A 17,884-nucleotide genomic window follows, 5' to 3' on the forward strand; every position below is an offset into this window, starting at 1 on the left:
GACAGTCGACGTGCGCGTAGTGGCGGTTCTTCGTCTTGTACTCCACGTGCGCCGTGGAGATGGTGATGCCGCGCTCCCGCTCTTCCGGCGCCTTGTCAATCTGGTCGTACGCCATGAACGTGGCGCCGCCCGACTTGGCGAGCACCTTCGTGATGGCGGCCGTCAGCGACGTCTTGCCGTGGTCCACGTGCCCAATCGTTCCGATGTTCACGTGGGGCAGGCTGCGATCGAACTTTTCCTTGGACATGACACTCCTCGAAAAATGGAGCCCTGAACCAGGATTGAACTGGTGACCTCGTCCTTACCAAGGACGCGCTCTGCCAACTGAGCTATCAGGGCTTGGCGATGCACTACAACGGTTGGAGCGGGAAATGGGATTCGAACCCACGACATTCAGCTTGGAAGGCTGACGCTCTACCAACTGAGCTATTCCCGCATTGCCGAGTGGAGGGAGATGGATTCGAACCATCGAAGGCGTAGAGCCGGCAGATTTACAGTCTGCTCCCTTTGGCCGCTTGGGTATCCCTCCAGATATTCGATTGTGGTGCTGCGGCCGCTTCCTACACACAAACTGCAAAACCGACTGCGTGCCCCGGGCCCTTCTCCGCGGCCCGTCCTACCTGGCCGGCGGCGGGATTTGAACCCGCGACCTACTGATTACAAATCAGTTGCTCTACCGACTGAGCTACACCGGCGTCACTCCAGCAACTGCCCCGCCCTACCTCATCCCGGGCGGACCGTCAACCACCCGGCAGCGACTTGAGAGGCGCGACCTTTTAGAAGTCCCCACTCTCCAAGTCAAGGAGATTGATCCGGGTTCGTCAGCGGGCCGGACGGCCCCGTTGACGGGCGACCTCGTATAGCAGAATCGCGGCGGAAACCGACGCATTCAATGAACCGACCTGACCGCCCATGGGAATCCGGAGGCGGAAGTCGCAATGCTTGAGGACCCCTTCCCTCACGCCCGCCCCCTCGGCCCCCACGACGAGCGCCAGGGGACCGTCCAGCCGGGCACTCCAAAGGGGTTCGGAGCCCTCGATGTCCGCGGCCGCGACCCAGAGGCCCGCTTCCTTCAGTTCTTCCAGAGCGCGGGAGATGTTGGTGACGCGGGCGATGGCGCAGTATTCGACAGCGCCGGCGGAGGCCTTGGCCACCGTGCCCGTCACCTGCACCGCGCGGTCCTTGGCCAGGACGACGCCGTGGGCCCCGAGCGCGTGGGCCGAGCGGATGATGGCCCCCAGGTTGTGCGGATCCTGGATGCCGTCGAGCACGACCACGAGGGGCGGTTGCGAGCGCGCCTTCGCCACGGCGAGCACGTCCTCCAGGTCGACGTACTGGAAGCCCCGGAGTTCGGCGACGACGCCCTGGTGCACGCCCCCTTCCGCCATGGCGTTCAGCCGCTCCTTGCCGACCTTCTCCACCCGGACGCCGGCGTCCCGCGCGCGGCTGAGCAGTTCGCCCGCGGCCTTGGCGCCCACCTGCCCGTCGACGATGAAGATGCGCTCCACGGCGTCGGGATGGGCCCGCAGGGCCTCCAGCGCGGGGTTGACGCCATAGACGTAGCGCGGGGCTTCGGTGCCACCGCGCTCGCGCTCGCTGCCGGCCTTGGGTGAACGCTCTCGCATGGGGACTACTGGACCTCGACGGGCAGCGAGAAGGTCTTCTTCTGACGGGCGCAGATCTTCTCCGTGCAGATGAAGAAGGTCAGCGTCGCGTCCAGCGTGCCCTTGCCGGCGGCGACCGCCGTGAAGGGGACCTCGAAGCGCGGATCCACGAACTGCTGGCCCTGGGCCTTCTTCGCCACGGACTGCTCGCGGGTCAGCGACTTCTGCGCGGGCGTCAACTGGGTGCCCGTGAGCTCCAGCTTCAGGGGGGCTTCGTCGGAGACGTGGGCCCCGGCCTTCGACTTGATGGCCAGCACGAAGGTGCCCTGCCCTCCCGCCTTCACCTGCGTCGACGTGCCCTCGGTGGTCACTTCGTAGAGGGTGGCGGGGTCCACGTCCTGGGCCAGCACCGGGGCGCTGACGAGGGTCAGCAGCAGGGTGGCCAGGTGCGGGAAGCGGCGGGGGCTCGGCATGGGTCTTCTCCTGGAAGGCGGCGCTCGTATACCGGGGCTTGGGACGCGCGGGGAGCCCTTTCTCTTCTAACTCCGGGGCGCGCCCACCTTCACGATGGCCTTGCGCGGCGGCGGCGGCGGAAGCAGCGCCTGCGGCGTCTCCAGCGCGGCGCTCCACACGGGAGCAGCCCCGGCGACCAGCGCCTCCGCGCGCAGGATGATGGGGGTGGCCAGGTCCATGCCCGTCGCGGCCTCCATCTCCAGCAGCGCGGGCGAGCTGTTCACCTCAAAGACCTTCGGCTGCCCCTGCACGTCCAGGATGTCCACCGCGGCCACCTCCAGGCCCACCAGCCGGGCGACCTTCTCCGCAATGGCACGGTGCCCCGGAGACAGCGCCAGGGCCTCCAGCCGGGCTCCCCGGTTCAGCGTGTGCGAGAGACGGCCTGGGCGCGGCTTGCGCAGCACCGCCGCCACCGCCTCGCCGCCCACCACCAGCACCCGGACATCCTGGCCGGTGCTTCGCACGTACTCCTGCATGACGATGTTGTGGCCCAGGCCCAGCACGGCCTCCAGCGCGGCCTCCAGCGACTGGAGGCTCTCACACACCATCACGCCGTGCTTCTCCTGGCCCTGGAGGAGCTTCACCAGCACGGGGACTCCCCCCACGAGCCCGACCATCTCCTTGAGGTGGGCGGCGTCGCGGGCCATCACCGTGGCCGGGATGTCGATGCCGTGGGCGGACATGAGCTGGAGCGCGCGCATCTTGTTGCGCGACTGCGCGATGGCCTGGGCATGGTTCACCAGGGGCACGCGCGCCAGGCCGAACTGGTTCACCACCGCGAGTCCATACGTGCTGATGGACAGGGCGATGCGCGGGATGACGACGTCGGTGGGCGTCAGCTTCTTGCGGTCGTAGAGGAGGGTCGCCCGGCTGCCCCCGTCCAGATGCATCTGCACCCGGAGCGGGTTGAGCACGCGCACCCGATGTCCCCTCGCGCGACCTGCGTCGACGATCCGCCGCGTGGACGAAATGGAGGCGGAGCGCGAGAGGACAGTGATTTTCATGGCGGAGGCGACCGGCCCGGCGAGGTCCTATAACCCCCGCCATGGCCCGGGTAAAGCCGCCTCCACCCGCCGCTGTCTAGAGTTCGCGGATGGCGCGCACTTCGACGCTGACCGGCGCTTCCGGACGCGACGCTTCGAGGCGCGTGCAGGTGCTGCCAGTGAACCGCACGCCCGTGTCGACCACCGACCAGGAGTCCGGCCCCCCGAGCGTGCGCTCGCCGTTGATGTAGACCACGATGAGCGACGGGTCGGACGGCATCTGGCTCGGGTCGAGCGGGATGTAGCAGGGCTCGCCGGGCATGAGCCGCTCGCTGATCGACTTCAGCGCGGCCGCCAGCTCCACTTGGTTTCCCGCCTGATAGAAGCCACGGCCGCAGAGCTGGGTGGCCACGTTGCAGGTATCACCCGCGCCGCAGTCGATGTCCGCTCGGCACGTGCGCGCGAAGCCGCCCGCGCCCGCCATCGCGTTGAGCACCTGGGGGCCGGCGCCCTCCGACGTCTCCGCGCCGAAGCCGATGACGATGGTGGAGATCTGGCGCTCCTTCAGGGCCTGCACCGCCGCGACCGAGGCGTTCTTATCGAGGCAGCCCCGCTTGTAGTACGGGCTCTCTTCCACGACACACTGCGACGTGGCCACCGTGCAGCTGCACTGCTCGGCCTGGCTGCCGTTGTACTCGTTGTTCACGTTGCAGTTCGGCAGACCGTCGGTCAACAGGATGATGATCTGCGGGCGCTCCGCCGGGTCCGTCGTCAGCAGCGAGCCCGTGAACGCCAGGCTTCCGCTCGTCGGCGTACCACCGCGGGGGCGGTTCTCACCGCTGTTGGGAATCGCCTGCAGGATCGCGTTGAGGCCCTTCGCGTGGTCCAGCAGCTCCAGGTCCGAGTCCAACGTGGTCGGGATCGCGAGGCGAACGCTCCCGTTCCCGCCCTCGCCGGCCGCGGCGCAGAGCTGGGCCACGGTGGGGGATTCCACCGTGATGGGCGCGGGATACGTCGTCAGGCCGAAGCGGACGAGGCTGCCGCTCTCCGTGAGGAACGGGCCCATGGCGGCCTGCAGCTCCGACCAGCGCGTGGGGCACTTGGCCGTATCGCAAGGAGGCCGGTTCTCGCCGCAGATGTAGTCCTGGCCCAACTCGTTCTTGCCGTGGCAGACCTTCACGCCGTTCACGGTCAGCTCGGGCTCCACGGGCAACGTCATGGAGCCGGAGGTGTCCACCAGCAACATGACGTCCGGCTTGCTGCCGCGCGCCGTGATCACCGTCTCCTTCGTCGTCTGGGCGATCGCGAGCGGATCCACCGGCTCGAAGTCATACGTTTGACAGCCGGCCATCATGGCACCACCGACGATGCCGGCCAGCAGTGCGCTCAGGGGGGTCGACTTGGCGCGCATAGGCTTTGGGTATTTCCTTCTTGGAGGGGAACCACGAACCACGAGGCCCCAGCGTAACGCGTGAGCGCCCACCGAGGCTACAGCGACTCGCAGCAAGCAGGTCCCATTCAGGTGAAGCTGCCAAGTTGCAACAACAGGCGATCCCGCGGGACCACGCTCCATCCTGCGTCGGACACCCACACCCAACCGACGGGCACGAGGTTCCACCCGCTCACAGGGTGAGGACGCGCGCGCCCTCCGTCAGGCGCCAGATGGAGGCGAGACCCATGACCTCGTCCAGGGTGCCCTGCAGTTCTTGGGGCGTCAGGCCGCAGATGCGCACCGTGGTGTCACAGGCCACGAGCTTCGCACCCAGGGCCCGGGCCTCCTCGAGCATCCGGGCCGGCGTGGGGACGTTGAGCCCTTCCGCCCGGGCCGCCTCCGTGCGCTCGCGCTCGCTGTGCGCGAGGCCGAAACCGCCCCGGACCAGTTGGCGCAGGGCCTCGAAGGCGAAGACGAAGTAGACGTCGTCGCCCATCGCGGCGGCGGTGATGCCCATGGAGCCGGCCTGGTAGGCGGGCTCGTACGTGGCGTGCTGGAGAAAGAAGAAAACGCGTCCGGCCATGCGCGGGGACCTTAGCCGTATCGAGTCTGGACCGGCAGCCGTCGTATAACGGGGACCCCACTCCACCGGGAGTCCCGCATGCCGAGCCCGTCGTCCCGCCCCCGCGGTGTTCGTCCCTCGCCGGCACCATCGCGCCCCTCCCTGTCGCGTCGGGTGGGACTGTTCGGCCTCGCCGTGCTCGCGGGCGTGGGGGCCGTGTCCAATGCGGCGCCGGCCCGCGCGAGCGTCCATGCGGCGGCCCAGCCTTCCTCGCCACCACCTTCGGTGGCCCCCGTGCCCGGCCCCCTGCGCGACGAGGCCCTGAGGTTGCTCGCGCAGCCCTCCCTGGCGGGGGCGGCCTGGCGCAGCCTGGGACCGGACGTGGTTCCCGTGCTCGCGGCGCTCACGGAGGATCCGAACGTCCCCGACGCGCAACGGATGCGGGCCGTGACGGCGCTGTCACTGGTGGAAGCGCCCCAGGCAGGGCAGACACTCCAGGCGATGATGGAGGATCCCCGCCGTCCCGCGGACGTCCGCACCCGGGCCGCGGCGGCGCTCGGTCAATGCCTGGGGTTCGAGGCCGTGACGGCGCTGCGGGCCCGGCTGGAGGACCGGGATGTGCGGATCCGCGAGGCGGTGGCCCAGGCGCTCGGTCGTCTGGGAGGCCAACAGGTGCGGGAGGCGCTGGAGGAGCGGCTCCCCCGGGAGGACGTTCCCCAGGTGCGCGAGGCCCTCCAGCAGGGCCTCACGCTGGCCGAGCCCTGAAGTGCCCACCCGGGCGGATTGTTCGGGGCTCGCGTCGGGCGGGGCCTTCCGTTAGATGAGGGGCCATGCGCCCCACCGTCCTTCTCTTCGACATCGATGGCACCCTCGTCACCACTGGCGGCGCGGGACGTCGCTCGATGGCCCTGGCCTTCGAACGCCTCCATCAGCGCCGCGACGCGTGCGATGGCTTCAGCATGTCCGGCATGACGGACCGGGCCATCGTCCGCAAGGCGCTGGGCATCATCGGCGTGCCGGTCTCCGAGGAGACCATCAGCGCGGTCGTCGACGCGTACGTCGCCCACCTGGCCGAGGAGGTCCCCAAGGTCGATGAGCGCGAGTACCGCGTGCACCCCGGCATGCGCGAGGCCGTGCTGGAGGCGCGCTCCCGGTCGGGCTTCGCCGTGGGGCTGGGCACCGGCAACGTGCGCGCGGGCGCCCGGGTGAAGCTGGAGCGCGTGCGCATCCATGATCAGTTCGCCTTCGGCGGCTTCGGGTGCGACTTCGAGGACCGCGTGGCCCTCATCCGGCACGGCGCCCAGGCCGGGGCCGCGCAGCTGGGCCAGCCCCTGGAGGCGTGCCGGGTGGTGATCATCGGCGATACGCCCAAGGACGTCGCGGCCGCCAAGGGCATTGGCGCGGAGACGATTGGCGTCGGTACGGGCAACTTCACGCCCCAGGCGCTGCGCGACGCCGGCGCCGAATGGGCCTTCGCGGATTTCTCCGCCCCTGAAGCCCTGGAGGCCCTGCTCGTCGGACGGTGAAGGTGTGCTATCTCCGCCGCCCCTCCGAGGAGTCCACGCATGTCGTCCACGCTCGAATCCTATGAGCTGATCCGCTTCGCAGAGGCCTTCGAGGCCCGACTCGCCACGGCGGAGGAGATGGTCGTCGGCAGGCCGGGGCTGGAGGCCGAGAAGCAGTGGCTCGCCTCCGCGCTGGAGCGCCTGCGCGAGGCCCGGGAGCCGGCGCCCGGTTTGCTGGAGCAGGTGAAGGACCTGCCCGAACTGGACGAGGCGCGCGAGGAGTTCTCGTTCGATCAGCAGGGCCGGTGGGTGGATGCGCTGGAGAAGCTGCACGCGGGCATCACCTTCACCGCCAGCAGCCGGGCCCCGGTCATCGAGGCCCTCTTCCCGCACCTCAAGTTCCCCCAGCTCCGGCGGGCCCCCGTCGAGCTCGTGAACGAGTACGCGTCCTCCTACGAGCGCCGGTTCAAGAGTTCCTACGTCACCCGCATCTTCTCCCGCGACGACTTCGCGATGGTGCGCCCCGTCGTGGAGCTGGTGGCTTCGACGTTCGCCGCGTGGAACGCGAGCCTGTCCCCTACCCCACTGCCTCCAGAGGAAGAGGCCGCGCTGCGCGAGTCCCTGGTGGCGCTGGGGCGGCGACTGGATGTGGCGTTGCGGCAGGGACGGCTGCTCGCCGAGGCCGCGCTCGTTCCCGTGCCGGGGGTCTTCGAGGCCGCGGGCCTCACCCTCAAGCCCCGGAAGCGCGCGGGTCGTTCGCTCGCCCTCTCCGCCGAGGACGGGTTTGATCCGTACGGGGACGATGTGGACTCCGCGCAGGACGACGCGCTCGAGGGTCCGGAGGACACGGCGTCCGGGGATGATGACGCGGCCGCGGATGGCACGGATGCGGCCGAAGCGCAGGGAGACTTCACGCCCGAGGAGGCCGAGGCGCCCTCCACTCCGCCAGCGACGCGCAAGGGTCGGCGGAATGCTCAGCCCGCGGCCCCCGTGGAACACTCCGATGAGGAGGCACCGGCCCTGGGTGGCGGAGAGGAGACCTCCTCAAGCGCGACCCTGGAAGCCACTGCCCCGGCTCCCGACGCGGAGGAACTTCCGGATGCGGAGCCCGTCGCGGCTCGGCCCCCCGCGCGTCGAGGCCGGCCTCCGAAGAACACCGGGGCCGGGGCCGCTCAGCCGGAGAGTCCTCCGGTTCCGGAGCAGGATGCTTCCGGAGCACCGGAGGCCGTCCGCCCCCGCCGCCGCAAGAAGACCGACCCGTCCGAGACAGGGACGCCCTGAAACCCGACGCGCGGTGAATCCCCCGCCGTGAAGAGGAACCCGGACATGGCGGACGTCGCCCTCCCTATCGATCCCCTCCTGCCCGACATCGTCTCCACGCTCCGGAGCGCGCGGTCGCTCGTGCTGGAGGCACCTCCCGGCGCGGGCAAGACGACGCGCGTCCCCCGGGCGCTCCTGGAGGCGGGCCTGGGTCAGGGCAAGGAGATCGTCGTCCTCCAACCCCGACGGCTGCCCACCCGGCTCGCCGCGCAGCGCGTGTCCGAGGAGATTGGCGAGCGCGTGGGGGAGACGGTCGGCTACCAGGTCCGCTTCGAGGATGTGCGCGGCCCGAAGACCCGCATGTCCTTCGTCACCGAGGGCGTGCTCGGACGACGGCTGCTCACCGACGCCACCCTGCGCGACGTGGGCATCGTCGTGCTTGACGAGTTCCACGAGCGGCACCTGTCCGCGGACATCTCGCTCGCGCTCCTGCGCAGGCTCCAGGAGACGACCCGGCCGGACCTCAAGCTCGTCGTGATGTCCGCCACCCTGGAGGCCGAGCCCGTCCGCGCGTACCTGGGCGGCGCACCGTCATTGCGCTCCGAGGGACGCCGCTTCGACGTAAGCGTCGAATACCTCTCCGCTCCGGATGAGCGGCACCTGGATCAACAGGTGCTCTCCGCGCTCAAGCGCCTGTTCACCCAGGGCGTCGACGGCGACGTGCTCGTGTTCCTTCCCGGCGCGGGGGAGATCCGCCGCGCGCGCGACACCTGCGCGGAGTTCGCTGAACGCCACGACGCCGACGTGCTCCCGCTGCATGGCGACCTGTCCCCCGCCGAGCAGGATCGCGCCGTGCGCCGCAGCCCGCGCCGGAAGATCATCCTGTCCACCAACGTCGCGGAGACCTCCGTCACCATCGACGGGGTCGCGGTCGTCATCGACAGCGGACTGGCGCGCGTGGCGTCCCACTCGCCCTGGTCCGGACTGCCGCAGCTCAAGCTGGGCAAGGTGAGCCGGGCCTCCGCCACCCAGCGAGCCGGTCGCGCGGGCCGCACCCGCGCGGGCCACTGCGTGCGCCTCTACACCCAGCACGACTTCGACGGACGGCCCGACCAGGAAGCCCCGGAGATCCGCCGCACCGACCTGGCCGAGACCGTGCTCTCGCTGCGCGCCTCGGGCGTGAAGGACCTGACCACCTTCCCGTTCTTCGAAGCGCCCCCCGCGCCCGCGATGGAGGCCGCGGAGACCCTGCTGCGCCGCCTGGGCGCCGTGGACTCGGGCGGCAAGGTGACGGACGTGGGCCAGCGGCTGCTGCGCTTCCCCGTCCACCCCCGGCAGGCCCGCGTCATCGTCGAGGGTGAACGCCGGGGCGTTGGCGCCGATGCCGCGCTGCTCGCCGCGCTCATGGGTGAACGGGACATCCGCCGCGAGGCCCGCGCCAACCTGGGCGGCGGAGGACGCGCGGCAGCCATCGTCAGCGGTCCCTCCGACCTCCTGGAGCTGCTGGAGCGCTTCCGCGAAGCCGGACGCTCCGGCTTCTCCTCCGGCCGCATGCAGTCGCTCTCCCTGGACGCGGGCGCGGTGCAGTCCGTGGAGCGCGTGCAGAAGCAGCTTCGGCGCAACGTGCGGGAGCAGGGCTCGCGGCCCGGCCGTCCCGAGGACGTGGAGCAGGCCTTGATGCTCAGCGTGCTCGCCGGCTACCCGGACCGCGTCGCCCGCAGACGGCGGCCCCGTTCCCCCGAGCTGCTCATGTTCGGCGGCGGCACCACCAGCCTGTCCGAGTTCAGCGTCGTCCAGGACGCGGAGCTGATGGTCGCCGTGGACGCCGAGGAGCGCCCCGGCCGCGGCGCCGTCGTGCGGCTCGCCAGCGCGGTGGAGGCCGAGTGGCTGTTGGACCTCTACCCCGACGCCCTGGAGGAGGTGGACACCCTCCAGTGGAACCCGGACTCGCGCCGCGTGGAGCGCCTCACCCGGCTGGCGTACGGCAACCTCATGCTGGAGGAGACGCGCACCCCCGCCCCTCCGTCCGAGGAGGCCGCGCGCGTGCTGGCCGAAGCCGCGCTCGCCGCGGGCCCGGAGCGCTTCGCGGAGCCCGAGGCGCTGGAGCAGTGGCGCACCCGCGTGGCGCTGCTCGCCAAGGCCTTCCCCGAAGCGGGCTTTCCCGCCGTGGACGCCAACTTCCTGCGCGATGCGCTGGCCTCCCTGTGCGTGGGCGCGCGCAGCTTCTCCGACCTGGAGGGCGTGTCGCTGCTGGACGCGCTCTACACGCGCCTCACGCAGGAGCAGCAACGCCTGCTGGCGAACCATGCCCCGGAGCGCGTCACCCTTCCCGGTGGGCGCGGCGTAAAGGTGCACTACGAGCCGGGCAAGCCGCCCTGGGTGGAGTCACGGCTGCAGGACTTCTTCGGATTGGCCCAGGGGCCCAGCGTGGGCGCGGGCCGCGTGCCGCTGGTGCTGCACCTGCTGGCCCCCAACATGCGCGCCGTGCAGGTGACCACCGACCTGGCGGGCTTCTGGGAGCGTCACTACCCGGCGATCCGCAAGGAGCTGTGCCGCAAGTATCCCCGGCACTCGTGGCCGGAGGATCCGCGCCACGCCGAACCGCCCGCGCCCCGTCCTCCGAGGCGCTGAAGCACACCGCGCGGCGACTACAGCCGCTTGTGCATCTCCAGATGGTCGATGCCGGCTTCGTCGAAGACGGCGCCCACCGGCTGGTAGCCGTGCTTCTTGTAGAAGTCGAGCGCGTAGAGCTGGGCGTGCAGCATGATGCCGGTCACGTTGCGGCGGCGCGCCTCCTCCTCCAGCGTCGTCAGCAGCAGCGAGCCCACGCGCGACTTGCGGTGCGCCTGGAGCACCGCCATGCGGCCAATCTGCCCCCACGTCCCCGTCTGTCCCGCGGGAGGCTCCGGCAGCTTCACCAGCCGGCCGGTGCCGATGGCGTGACCACCCTGGTAGGCGAGCACGTGGTACGCCTGCGCGTCCTCGGCGTCGCGCTCGATGCCTTCGGGAACGTGCTGTTCCTCGATGAACACCACCTCACGGATGGCCAGGGCTTGAAAGAGCTCCGCCTCGCTCTTGATCTGGGCGATGGTGACGGGTGCCGGAGTGGTCTCGGGAGGCGTCGGCATATCGCCGGGCAAGGTACACAAAAGGCCGGGCCGCCAACAGGCGGAAAAAGACGCGGCCCCCTGAGAAGTCGCCGCCCGCGAGCAGGCCGACTCCGCCCCGGCACGCCTCCCACGCGGTCGCTCCGCCCCCTGCCCCCGGGTCGCAGGCGATGAAAGTCATGGAAGCCCCGCCGCATCGGGTCCTCCGGTTGCAATACCTGACGCGTCGGACGGCCCCTCTGGGATTTCACGCGGAGCAGGTGCGGACACGCTCGGGGGAGGATCGCTCCGGGGCGGGCATGTTAGGGTCCCGAGCGATGCGTTCTCGAGCCCTCCTCGCCCTGTCCCTGAGCCTGCTGTCGTCTCCCGCTCTCGCCCAGAAGGAGTTCTTCTTCGGAACGGGTGAGCCGCCCGTGTTCCGCGAAGCGGACATGGACAAGCGGTTCCTCCGCTCCCGCGTGTACCAGGCCCTCACCAGCGGCACGTCCGACCCGGGCTGCGCCCAGCTGGTGGGCGCGCTGCTCACCGTCGTGGGTGAATCCGCGCCCTTCCTGCACAAGCGCGATGAGAACTTCTTCGTGGATCCGGCGCTGCTGCAGACCGTGAACACGCAGCTGTCCACCCCGCGCTTCCCGGCCAGCATGTTCCTGGTGTCGATGATGCGCCGGGTGCTCATCGACAAGAAGCTGCCGGCCGAGTGGCTGCAGACCGCGGTGGCGCTCGCGCCGTACTACCCGCCGCTCGACGTGGGCAAGCTGCGCTTCGTCGCGGACGGCGTGAATCCCGTGGACAGCTTCTTCTTCACGCTGCCCGCCATGCTCGAGCGCTACGACGTGGAGGTCCTCAAGGCCAACACCACCGCCGCCAGCGTGGCGGACGCGAAGTTCCGCGACGACTACCTCGACAAGGAAGTGGGCTTCGGGGGGCTGGAGTTCGTCGACGCGAAGCTGGAGAAGCCCAAGAAGAAGAAGGGCCGCAATGCCCCGCCGCCGGAGCCCCCCGCGCTCGTGGCCCGGCTCGTCTACTACCTCCCGGATCCTACCCAGGACGGACTGCTCAGCGGGCTGAACTACGGCAAGCCGAAGTCGCGCCCCGCGGTGACCATCACGGCGCGGCTGAAGGATGCGCAGTACATGGACCTGGCGACGCTGCCCAAGGGCACCCGGGTGCTGCTGCGCGGACGCTTCTGGGAGTACCGCAAGGCGCTCAAGGAGCTGGAGGTGCGCGACGCGCTCCTGTTCCAGGACCGGGACTGGACCCAGAACGCCGCGCTGGCGGATCCCGCCGCCGTGGCGGCCTGTCCGCTCGCGTTCAACGACCTGACGGGCACCGCGCCCGTCCAGCCGGGCGGCTTCGGCGGCAAGCGCTGAGACGCCGTCCCGCGCCCCGCACGCCCATCCCGGAGGCGGAACCCTCCGGGACGCCGCCCTGACGTCCCGCCCCTCCTGGAGTGCCCAACCGCCACGGTGGCACGGCCGCTGCTGATGCCCGCGCATCCCGTACGCGCGAGGCACGCCATGAAGGTCGAAGGTCAGGACGCCCCTTCCGGACACGAGAAGGTCGCTCCGGAAAAGGAAGCGTTCCAGCAGGTCCTCCAGCAGACGCCCGGACGCGCAGGTCCGCGAGGACGTCCTGGCTCCGAACCCCGCCCCGGAAGGGTCCCGGTGGAGGGGCCCACGAAGTCCTTGGGCTCTCGCCCCACCGTTCCTCCTGGCGCCACGGGCCTGACGGCGCGGGCCCCTTCCGCCCTGCAGGGAGTGCGGGCCTCGGCGTCCGTCCTTGCCACCGCGCACCGCGCGCTCGGAAGCCCCGAGACGCTCCGCCAGGTCCGACAGGGCATGCACGTGGAGACGCAGCGGCTGGGCACCGTGCGTCAGGAGGCCCACGCCGAGGGCCGGGAGCAGGCCCACCACCGGGCCTCGGAGCTGATCGCCCGCGAGTTGGACCGCGCGTTTCGCGCCGAACCCCGGCCTGTCCCCTTCTCCACTCCAGCGCCCGCGCCAACCCGTGAGGACAGCGGCACCGGGAGCGCTTCGCGGCCCCCTTCGAGCGAAAGCCGCAGCGTGGCGTCCGGGTCCGCGGGAGAGGCGCCGGTCCGTCCGACACGCCCATCGCGCAGGTCGAGTCCACGCTGGCCCTCATCGAGAAGATCGAAGTCTTCGTGAAGTCACAGCGGCCGGCGCTGGGCCTGAGCCTGCGCGGTTCGCTGGAGGCCACCGTGGAGGTCGAGCGCACCGGACCGCGCGAGGTGGCGCTGCGCATCCAGGGGCGCCACGGGCCCGTGCCCACGGAGGACGTGACACGGCTGCGCGACGCACTGGAGGCCCGCGGGCTGCGACTCAGCGTCCTGCGGGCGGATTGAGCGGAATGCGCATCGCCGCCGGGAAGCCACGAATGACGAAGGCCCTCACGCCAGCGGGCGCAAGGGCCTTCACCCACACGGGCGCACGCGAGCGGCGCGGCGCCCTACTTCTTCGTACCACCCGCCAGGCTCAACTGAGGACGCTTGCCCGTCTTCTCCTTGAAATCCTCGGCCTCGGGCAGGGGCGCCTTCTTCTCCGCGATGTTGGGCCACTTGGTGGAGAGGTCCGTGTTGAGCGCCTGGTACTCCTTCCACTGAGCGGGCAGCTCGCTCTCGGGGAAGATCGCCTTCGTCGGGCAGACGGGCTCGCAGGCACCGCAGTCGATGCACTCGTCCGGGTGGATCACGAGGAAGTTCTCTCCCTCGTAGAAGCAGTTGACCGGGCACACCTCGACACAATCGGTGTACTTGCACTTGATGCAAGGCTCGGCGACGACGTAAGCCATTTAAATCTCCTCTGTGCGGTATTCCGCGCGTCCGTGGCCGCGCACAGTAGATGGTTGCGGCCGGGGTGGCATCCTGAATTTAGGGCCCTCCCCGGCGACCTTCCCCTGTCAGCCCAGCAAGCCCTGCGCTCGCAGCAACTCCGCCACGAGGATGGCGCCCTTGGCGGCTCCAAACTTCGTGTTGTGGGAGACGAGCACGTACTTGAAGCCGTTCTCCAGGACACCGTCCTCGCGGATGCGGCCCACCGTGGTGGCCATGCCGCCGTGGGTGTCCCGGTCCATGCGGGGCTGGGGACGGAACGGGTCGTCCAGCACTTCGATCCACCGGGGCGGAGCGGACGGAAGGTTGCTCGCCACCTCGGCGCCCTTCCACTCGCGCATCGCCTGGGCGACCTCCGCCACGGTGGCCTTCTTGCCGAGCGACACGAAGACGGACTCGGTGTGGCCCTCCAGGACGGCGACGCGGGTGCAGGTGCAGGAGACGCGCACGTCGTGCGGGGTGAGCGCCGCGCCCGCGGCGTCCAGCGACCCGAGGATCTTCTTCGTCTCCACCTCGACCTTGTGCTCCTCCTTGGGGATGTAGGGCACCACGTTGTCGAGGATGTCCAGACCGATGACGCCGGGAGAACGGCCGGCGCCGGACATGGCCTGGAGGCTGGTCATCAGCACCGCCTTCACCCCGAAGCGCTCGGCCAGGGGGGCCAGCGTCACGGCGAGGCCGGTGGTGGTGCAGTTGGGGATGGGGACGATGAAGCCCTTCCAGCCGCGCTGCTTGCGCTGCGCCTGGATGAGCGGCGCGTGGGCCGCGTTGACGGGCGGGATGAGCAGCGGCACGTCCTCGTCGTAGCGGAAGGCGCTCGCGGCGGAGAACACCGGGATGTCGCGGGCGAGCCGGGGCTCCAGCTCCCGCGCCACGTCCGCCTCCACGGCGGAGAAGGCGATATCGTAGTCCTTCGCCTGCACCGCGTCCCCGCTGATGACGGTCATCCGGGCGATGGCCTCCGGCAGCGGCTCCGGGACGAACCAGGCCTGCATCCCGTTGGAGGCGCGCAGGGCGTCTCCATAGGTTTTGCCGGCGGAACGGGGCGAGGCGGCGAGCCCGGTCAGTTCGATGAACGGGTGGTCCTTCAGGGCAGCGATGAACTGCTGGCCCGCGAGTCCGGTGGCGCCAATGAGTACGGCGCGAAGCTTGGCCATCGTGGAGGGTCTCCGGTGGGGGCGGCAGGCCGCTCCTTACACCGTTTCACGACGCGTCGCATCCACCGCTCAGCGGTGGGCGTGGGACTGCGCGCGGACGTGGCGTTCGGTGGGGTAGCCGCCCGTCACCCAGGCGTGGAGCCCCCCGGAGAGGCACACGGCGTTGCGCCCCCGGAGTCTCAGCACGCGGCAGATGCGGCGGATGTCGGCGCAGTCCTGGGTGGTGCCACACAGGACGATGAGCTCGTCGTCCGGAAGCATCGCCAGGTCGCGGGCGATCTCCGAGGCCGTCATGCGCAGCGCACCGGGGATGTGGATCTCGAACCGCTCCCAGTCCATCGCGTCCCGACAATCCAGGACGAGCACATCCTCGTCCCCCAGACGCATGAACAACTCATCGCAAATGATGGTGGGCTCCACCGGGGCCTCCCCGAGGCGACATGTTCCTTCCAACATGAACCCAGCAGGCGTTCTCCCTCTTCCCGCTCGCCTGCCCGCCTGCTGCCAGGGGGCCCCGACTTCAGCGACTCAGAGCCCGAGCTGCTTGGCGATGATCTCGTTCATCACCTCGCTGGTGCCGCCGCCGATGGGGCCGAGCCGCGCGTCGCGCCAGTGGCGCTGGATGTCGTACTCCATCATGTAGCCGGCGCCCCCGTGGAGCTGGAGGCACTCGTCGGCCACGCGGCAGCACGTCTCCGTGGCCACCTTCTTGGCCATGGAGGTCTGCGCGACGGCGTACTCACCCGCCACGTGCAGGCGCAGCGCGTGGTAGGTGAGCTGACGCGCGCTTTCGCGGGCGGTGTACAGCTCCGCCAGCTTGTGGCGGATGACCTGGAACTGCCCCAGCGTCTGGCCGAAGGCGCGGCGCTCCTTCACGTGCGCGAGCACCGTCTCCAGCATGTCGTCCATGGCGCCCACCGCCCCCAGGGCGAGCGACAGGCGCTCCCACTGGAAGTTGCCCATGATCTGCGAGAAGCCCTGCCCCTCCACCCCCAGCAGGTTCTCCGCCGGCACGCGGCAGTCCTCGAAGAAGAGCTCCGCCGTGTCGGACGCGCGCCAGCCCAGCTTCTGGAGCTTGCGCCCCACGCCGAAGCCCGGCGTGCCCCGCTCCACGACGAGCATGGACAGGCCCTTGTGGCCCCGCTCGGGGTCGGTCTTCACCGCCAGCACCACGAAGTCCGCGCGCACCCCGTTGGTGATGTACGTCTTGGAGCCGTTGACGACGTAGTGGTCGCCGTCGCGGCGGGCCGTGGTGCGCAGGCCCGCGACGTCCGAGCCGGCGTCCGGTTCGGTGATGCCCAGGGCGCCAATCTTCTCCCCCTGGATGGCCGGGGCCAGCCAGCGCTGCTTCTGGGCCTCCGTGCCGAACAGGTGCAGGGGCCCGGTGGCGATGGTGAACTGCGCCCCCAGCCCGGCGGCCACGCCTCCGGAGCCACACCGGCCCAGTTCCTCCAGGAGCACCGCCTCATAGAGTTCGCCCGCGGCCGTGCCCCCCAGGGCCTCCGGGTACTTGAGCCCCAGGAAGCCCAGCTCGCCGAAGCGGCGGAAGAGCTCCCGGGGAAACTCCTCCCGGTCCTCCCATGCGTTCGCGAACGGGCGCAGCTCCTTGTCCACCACCGCCCGGACCGTACGGCGGAAGGCTTCATGCTCCTCCTGGAACACTCCCTGGCCATGCAGCATCGTGTGCCGTCTCCTTGGTCTTCCGAGCCGCGAGCCCGGGGGCCTGACGCCCCGCGCCGCATGGTAGCGGGACGAGAAGCGGGGCTGGGTGGTGTTGCTTCCTTGACCGCATCGTACGGGGCTGCGTATAAACCCGGCCCCAATCACTTCCGGCGCCATAGCCAAGTGGTAAGGCAAAGGTCTGCAAAACCTTCATTCCCCGGTTCGAATCCGGGTGGCGCCTCACAGCAAAAGGCCCGATGCGGAAGCAGCTTCCGCATCGGGCCTTCTGTTTTTCCTCGCAGGGAGTCAGGCCTAGCAGCCCAGTTCCACCGCGCCGATGTCCGGGGCCGCGCCGCAGAAGGGCTGGCCCACGTCCAGACCCTTGTCCTGGGCGGACGGCGAGGGAGCGAACACCTCCGACACCGTGACGTCCCCGCCGGTGGAGGAGGCATCCCCGGTGGCCGCCTTGAAGGCGTCCAGGGCCACGAGCTGCCCGTTGTGCTTGAACTGGGCCCCCGCCGGGTAGAGGTTGGAGCCCATCTGGAGGCCGGGGGCCTGGCCGCCCACGTCCACGGCGATGGGCGAATCCACGAGGTTGTTCTCCACGCGGAGCGACTCGGTGGGGCCGCCGGTGCCGTGCCCCAGGATGATGGCGGACTTCGCGCGGGTGATGGTGTTGTTCGCCACCACCGTCCCCTGGGAGTTCTCCAGGCGGATGGCGGTGCCCTCGCCGCCGCCCGCGTCGGTGATGTCGTGCAGGCGGTTGCGGCGCACGACGACGGACGAGGGCACCGGGCCCTCGTGGTTGCCGCCCACGGCGATGCCCTTGGAGGCGTCGTACAGCTCGTTGTCCTCCACCAGCACGTTCTTGGCGGAGTAGTGCACGACCAGCGCTTCGCCCTTGGCCGTGGCCGACTGCACGAAGTGGTGCATCCGGTTGTTGCGGATGGTGACGTCGTGGCACGTCTTGATGTCCACGGCGTTCTCGCGGTTGCCGAACAGGTGGTTGTTCTCCACCAGGAGGCCCGTGGCGGGCGGCAGCGAGCTGACGCCCTCGGGCCCCAGGCACTGCACGGAGTCACCGGAGTTGTCGTGGATGTCGTTGTTGCGCACCGTCACGTCGTAGGACGCCGCCTGCACGACGATGCCGTGCGAGTCCTGGTTGCCGGTGGTGCGCACGAAGTCGTGGATGTTGTTGTTCTCGATGGTGGGACCGCGGGCGTTGTTGAACGTCGTGATGCCCGCCCCACC

The 17,884-nt window shown here is 70.1% G+C and carries 18 protein-coding genes and 5 tRNA genes; 7 read left to right on the forward strand and 16 right to left on the reverse strand.

Translation table 11 applies throughout. From position 1 onward, the window contains the following. From D7Y13_RS23070 to D7Y13_RS23115, 10 genes are all read right to left on the reverse strand, one after another. Positions 1 to 247 (reverse strand): GTP-binding protein (locus D7Y13_RS23070; protein ID WP_233602280.1); only part of this gene is annotated, 247 nt, incomplete at its 3' end. Positions 248 to 263: 16 nt separating this feature from the next. After that, a tRNA-Thr gene (locus D7Y13_RS23075) sits at positions 264 to 339 on the reverse strand. 21 nt (positions 340 to 360) lie between these two features. Continuing rightward, positions 361 to 436 (reverse strand) — tRNA-Gly (locus D7Y13_RS23080). 9 nt (positions 437 to 445) lie between these two features. Further along, positions 446 to 529 (reverse strand) — tRNA-Tyr (locus D7Y13_RS23085). A 93-nt stretch (positions 530 to 622) separates the two neighbouring features. Next, positions 623 to 695: transfer RNA gene (locus D7Y13_RS23090), tRNA-Thr, on the reverse strand. Between the two features lie 126 nt (positions 696 to 821). Further along, complete coding sequence (gene rlmB / locus D7Y13_RS23095) at positions 822 to 1,625, reverse strand: 23S rRNA (guanosine(2251)-2'-O)-methyltransferase RlmB (protein WP_120583496.1); 804 nt, start codon at positions 1,623 to 1,625, stop codon at positions 822 to 824. A 5-nt stretch (positions 1,626 to 1,630) separates the two neighbouring features. Next, the gene (locus D7Y13_RS23100; protein ID WP_199732755.1) at positions 1,631 to 2,077 is read right to left on the reverse strand and encodes a hypothetical protein; all 447 of its coding nucleotides are present in this window, start codon (positions 2,075 to 2,077) and stop codon (positions 1,631 to 1,633) included. A 66-nt stretch (positions 2,078 to 2,143) separates the two neighbouring features. Beyond that, positions 2,144 to 3,121: an ATP-grasp domain-containing protein gene (locus tag D7Y13_RS23105; protein WP_120538052.1), complete on the reverse strand. Its 978-nt coding sequence runs from the start codon at positions 3,119 to 3,121 to the stop codon at positions 2,144 to 2,146. Positions 3,122 to 3,197: 76 nt separating this feature from the next. Next, positions 3,198 to 4,511, reverse strand: a complete 1,314-nt coding sequence (cglB, locus tag D7Y13_RS23110) for an adventurous gliding motility lipoprotein CglB (RefSeq protein WP_120538051.1) — start codon at positions 4,509 to 4,511, stop codon at positions 3,198 to 3,200. A gap of 211 nt (positions 4,512 to 4,722) precedes the next feature. Next, positions 4,723 to 5,115 carry a DsrE family protein gene (locus D7Y13_RS23115; protein ID WP_120538050.1) on the reverse strand — a complete coding sequence of 131 codons (393 nt, stop codon included), beginning with the start codon at positions 5,113 to 5,115 and terminating at the stop codon, positions 4,723 to 4,725. Between the two features lie 153 nt (positions 5,116 to 5,268). Here D7Y13_RS23115 and D7Y13_RS23120 point away from each other — a divergent pair, with 153 nt between their 5' ends. The 4 genes from D7Y13_RS23120 to hrpB all read left to right on the forward strand — a co-directional run bounded on the left by D7Y13_RS23120 (position 5,269) and on the right by hrpB (position 10,490). Next, on the forward strand, positions 5,269 to 5,859 hold the full coding sequence (locus D7Y13_RS23120) for a HEAT repeat domain-containing protein (protein WP_158626163.1): 591 nt from the start codon (positions 5,269 to 5,271) through the stop codon (positions 5,857 to 5,859). A 65-nt stretch (positions 5,860 to 5,924) separates the two neighbouring features. Beyond that, entirely contained in the window at positions 5,925 to 6,620 is a 696-nt protein-coding gene (locus tag D7Y13_RS23125) for an HAD family hydrolase (protein WP_120536335.1), read from the forward strand. A 39-nt stretch (positions 6,621 to 6,659) separates the two neighbouring features. Continuing rightward, complete coding sequence (locus D7Y13_RS23130) at positions 6,660 to 7,880, forward strand: hypothetical protein (RefSeq protein ID WP_120585220.1); 1,221 nt, start codon at positions 6,660 to 6,662, stop codon at positions 7,878 to 7,880. Positions 7,881 to 7,925: 45 nt separating this feature from the next. Next, positions 7,926 to 10,490 (forward strand): ATP-dependent helicase HrpB, encoded by a 2,565-nt coding sequence (hrpB, locus tag D7Y13_RS23135; protein WP_120585221.1) that lies wholly within the window; start codon positions 7,926 to 7,928, stop codon positions 10,488 to 10,490. Positions 10,491 to 10,507: 17 nt separating this feature from the next. Here the strand turns inward: hrpB and D7Y13_RS23140 are convergent, their stop codons facing one another. After that, positions 10,508 to 10,987 (reverse strand): GNAT family N-acetyltransferase, encoded by a 480-nt coding sequence (locus D7Y13_RS23140; RefSeq protein ID WP_120536338.1) that lies wholly within the window; start codon positions 10,985 to 10,987, stop codon positions 10,508 to 10,510. A gap of 296 nt (positions 10,988 to 11,283) precedes the next feature. Between D7Y13_RS23140 and D7Y13_RS23145 the strand changes: the two genes are divergently transcribed. Both D7Y13_RS23145 and D7Y13_RS48135 read left to right on the forward strand, forming a co-directional pair. Then, on the forward strand, positions 11,284 to 12,336 hold the full coding sequence (locus D7Y13_RS23145) for a hypothetical protein (RefSeq protein WP_120536339.1): 1,053 nt from the start codon (positions 11,284 to 11,286) through the stop codon (positions 12,334 to 12,336). 791 nt (positions 12,337 to 13,127) lie between these two features. Beyond that, complete coding sequence (locus D7Y13_RS48135) at positions 13,128 to 13,328, forward strand: hypothetical protein (RefSeq protein ID WP_233595841.1); 201 nt, start codon at positions 13,128 to 13,130, stop codon at positions 13,326 to 13,328. Positions 13,329 to 13,432: 104 nt separating this feature from the next. On the opposite strand, the gene fdxA is transcribed toward D7Y13_RS48135, so the two are convergent. From fdxA to D7Y13_RS23170, 4 genes are all read right to left on the reverse strand, one after another. Continuing rightward, entirely contained in the window at positions 13,433 to 13,774 is a 342-nt protein-coding gene (fdxA, locus tag D7Y13_RS23155; RefSeq protein WP_120536341.1) for a ferredoxin FdxA, read from the reverse strand. 108 nt (positions 13,775 to 13,882) lie between these two features. Beyond that, positions 13,883 to 14,971 (reverse strand): aspartate-semialdehyde dehydrogenase, encoded by a 1,089-nt coding sequence (gene asd / locus D7Y13_RS23160; RefSeq protein WP_120585222.1) that lies wholly within the window; start codon positions 14,969 to 14,971, stop codon positions 13,883 to 13,885. 69 nt (positions 14,972 to 15,040) lie between these two features. After that, positions 15,041 to 15,358: a rhodanese-like domain-containing protein gene (locus D7Y13_RS23165; protein ID WP_439329236.1), complete on the reverse strand. Its 318-nt coding sequence runs from the start codon at positions 15,356 to 15,358 to the stop codon at positions 15,041 to 15,043. A gap of 141 nt (positions 15,359 to 15,499) precedes the next feature. Further along, complete coding sequence (locus tag D7Y13_RS23170) at positions 15,500 to 16,651, reverse strand: acyl-CoA dehydrogenase family protein (RefSeq protein WP_120585223.1); 1,152 nt, start codon at positions 16,649 to 16,651, stop codon at positions 15,500 to 15,502. A 151-nt stretch (positions 16,652 to 16,802) separates the two neighbouring features. Between D7Y13_RS23170 and D7Y13_RS23175 the strand changes: the two genes are divergently transcribed. Beyond that, a tRNA-Cys gene (locus tag D7Y13_RS23175) sits at positions 16,803 to 16,874 on the forward strand. 71 nt (positions 16,875 to 16,945) lie between these two features. Here the strand turns inward: D7Y13_RS23175 and D7Y13_RS23180 are convergent. Beyond that, positions 16,946 to 17,884 (reverse strand): right-handed parallel beta-helix repeat-containing protein (locus D7Y13_RS23180; protein WP_208734484.1); only part of this gene is annotated, 939 nt, incomplete at its 5' end.

Origin of the sequence: Corallococcus praedator, assembly GCF_003612125.1 — a bacterium.
GTDB lineage: Bacteria > Myxococcota > Myxococcia > Myxococcales > Myxococcaceae > Corallococcus > Corallococcus praedator.

What these genes read in the sequence shown, in the direction of transcription:
- rlmB (WP_120583496.1), bottom strand. Translation starts at nt 1,625, where the DNA reads ATGCGAGAGCGTTCACCCAAGGCCGGCAGCGAGCGCGAGCGCGGTGGC.
- D7Y13_RS23100 (WP_199732755.1), bottom strand. Translation starts at nt 2,077, where the DNA reads ATGCCGAGCCCCCGCCGCTTCCCGCACCTGGCCACCCTGCTGCTGACC.
- D7Y13_RS23105 (WP_120538052.1), bottom strand. Translation starts at nt 3,121, where the DNA reads ATGAAAATCACTGTCCTCTCGCGCTCCGCCTCCATTTCGTCCACGCGG.
- cglB (WP_120538051.1), bottom strand. Translation starts at nt 4,511, where the DNA reads ATGCGCGCCAAGTCGACCCCCCTGAGCGCACTGCTGGCCGGCATCGTC.
- D7Y13_RS23115 (WP_120538050.1), bottom strand. Translation starts at nt 5,115, where the DNA reads ATGGCCGGACGCGTTTTCTTCTTTCTCCAGCACGCCACGTACGAGCCC.
- D7Y13_RS23125 (WP_120536335.1), top strand. Translation starts at nt 5,925, where the DNA reads ATGCGCCCCACCGTCCTTCTCTTCGACATCGATGGCACCCTCGTCACC.
- D7Y13_RS23130 (WP_120585220.1), top strand. Translation starts at nt 6,660, where the DNA reads ATGTCGTCCACGCTCGAATCCTATGAGCTGATCCGCTTCGCAGAGGCC.
- hrpB (WP_120585221.1), top strand. Translation starts at nt 7,926, where the DNA reads ATGGCGGACGTCGCCCTCCCTATCGATCCCCTCCTGCCCGACATCGTC.
- D7Y13_RS23140 (WP_120536338.1), bottom strand. Translation starts at nt 10,987, where the DNA reads ATGCCGACGCCTCCCGAGACCACTCCGGCACCCGTCACCATCGCCCAG.
- D7Y13_RS23145 (WP_120536339.1), top strand. Translation starts at nt 11,284, where the DNA reads ATGCGTTCTCGAGCCCTCCTCGCCCTGTCCCTGAGCCTGCTGTCGTCT.
- fdxA (WP_120536341.1), bottom strand. Translation starts at nt 13,774, where the DNA reads ATGGCTTACGTCGTCGCCGAGCCTTGCATCAAGTGCAAGTACACCGAT.
- asd (WP_120585222.1), bottom strand. Translation starts at nt 14,971, where the DNA reads ATGGCCAAGCTTCGCGCCGTACTCATTGGCGCCACCGGACTCGCGGGC.
- D7Y13_RS23165 (WP_439329236.1), bottom strand. Translation starts at nt 15,358, where the DNA reads ATGCGTCTGGGGGACGAGGATGTGCTCGTCCTGGATTGTCGGGACGCG.
- D7Y13_RS23170 (WP_120585223.1), bottom strand. Translation starts at nt 16,651, where the DNA reads ATGCTGCATGGCCAGGGAGTGTTCCAGGAGGAGCATGAAGCCTTCCGC.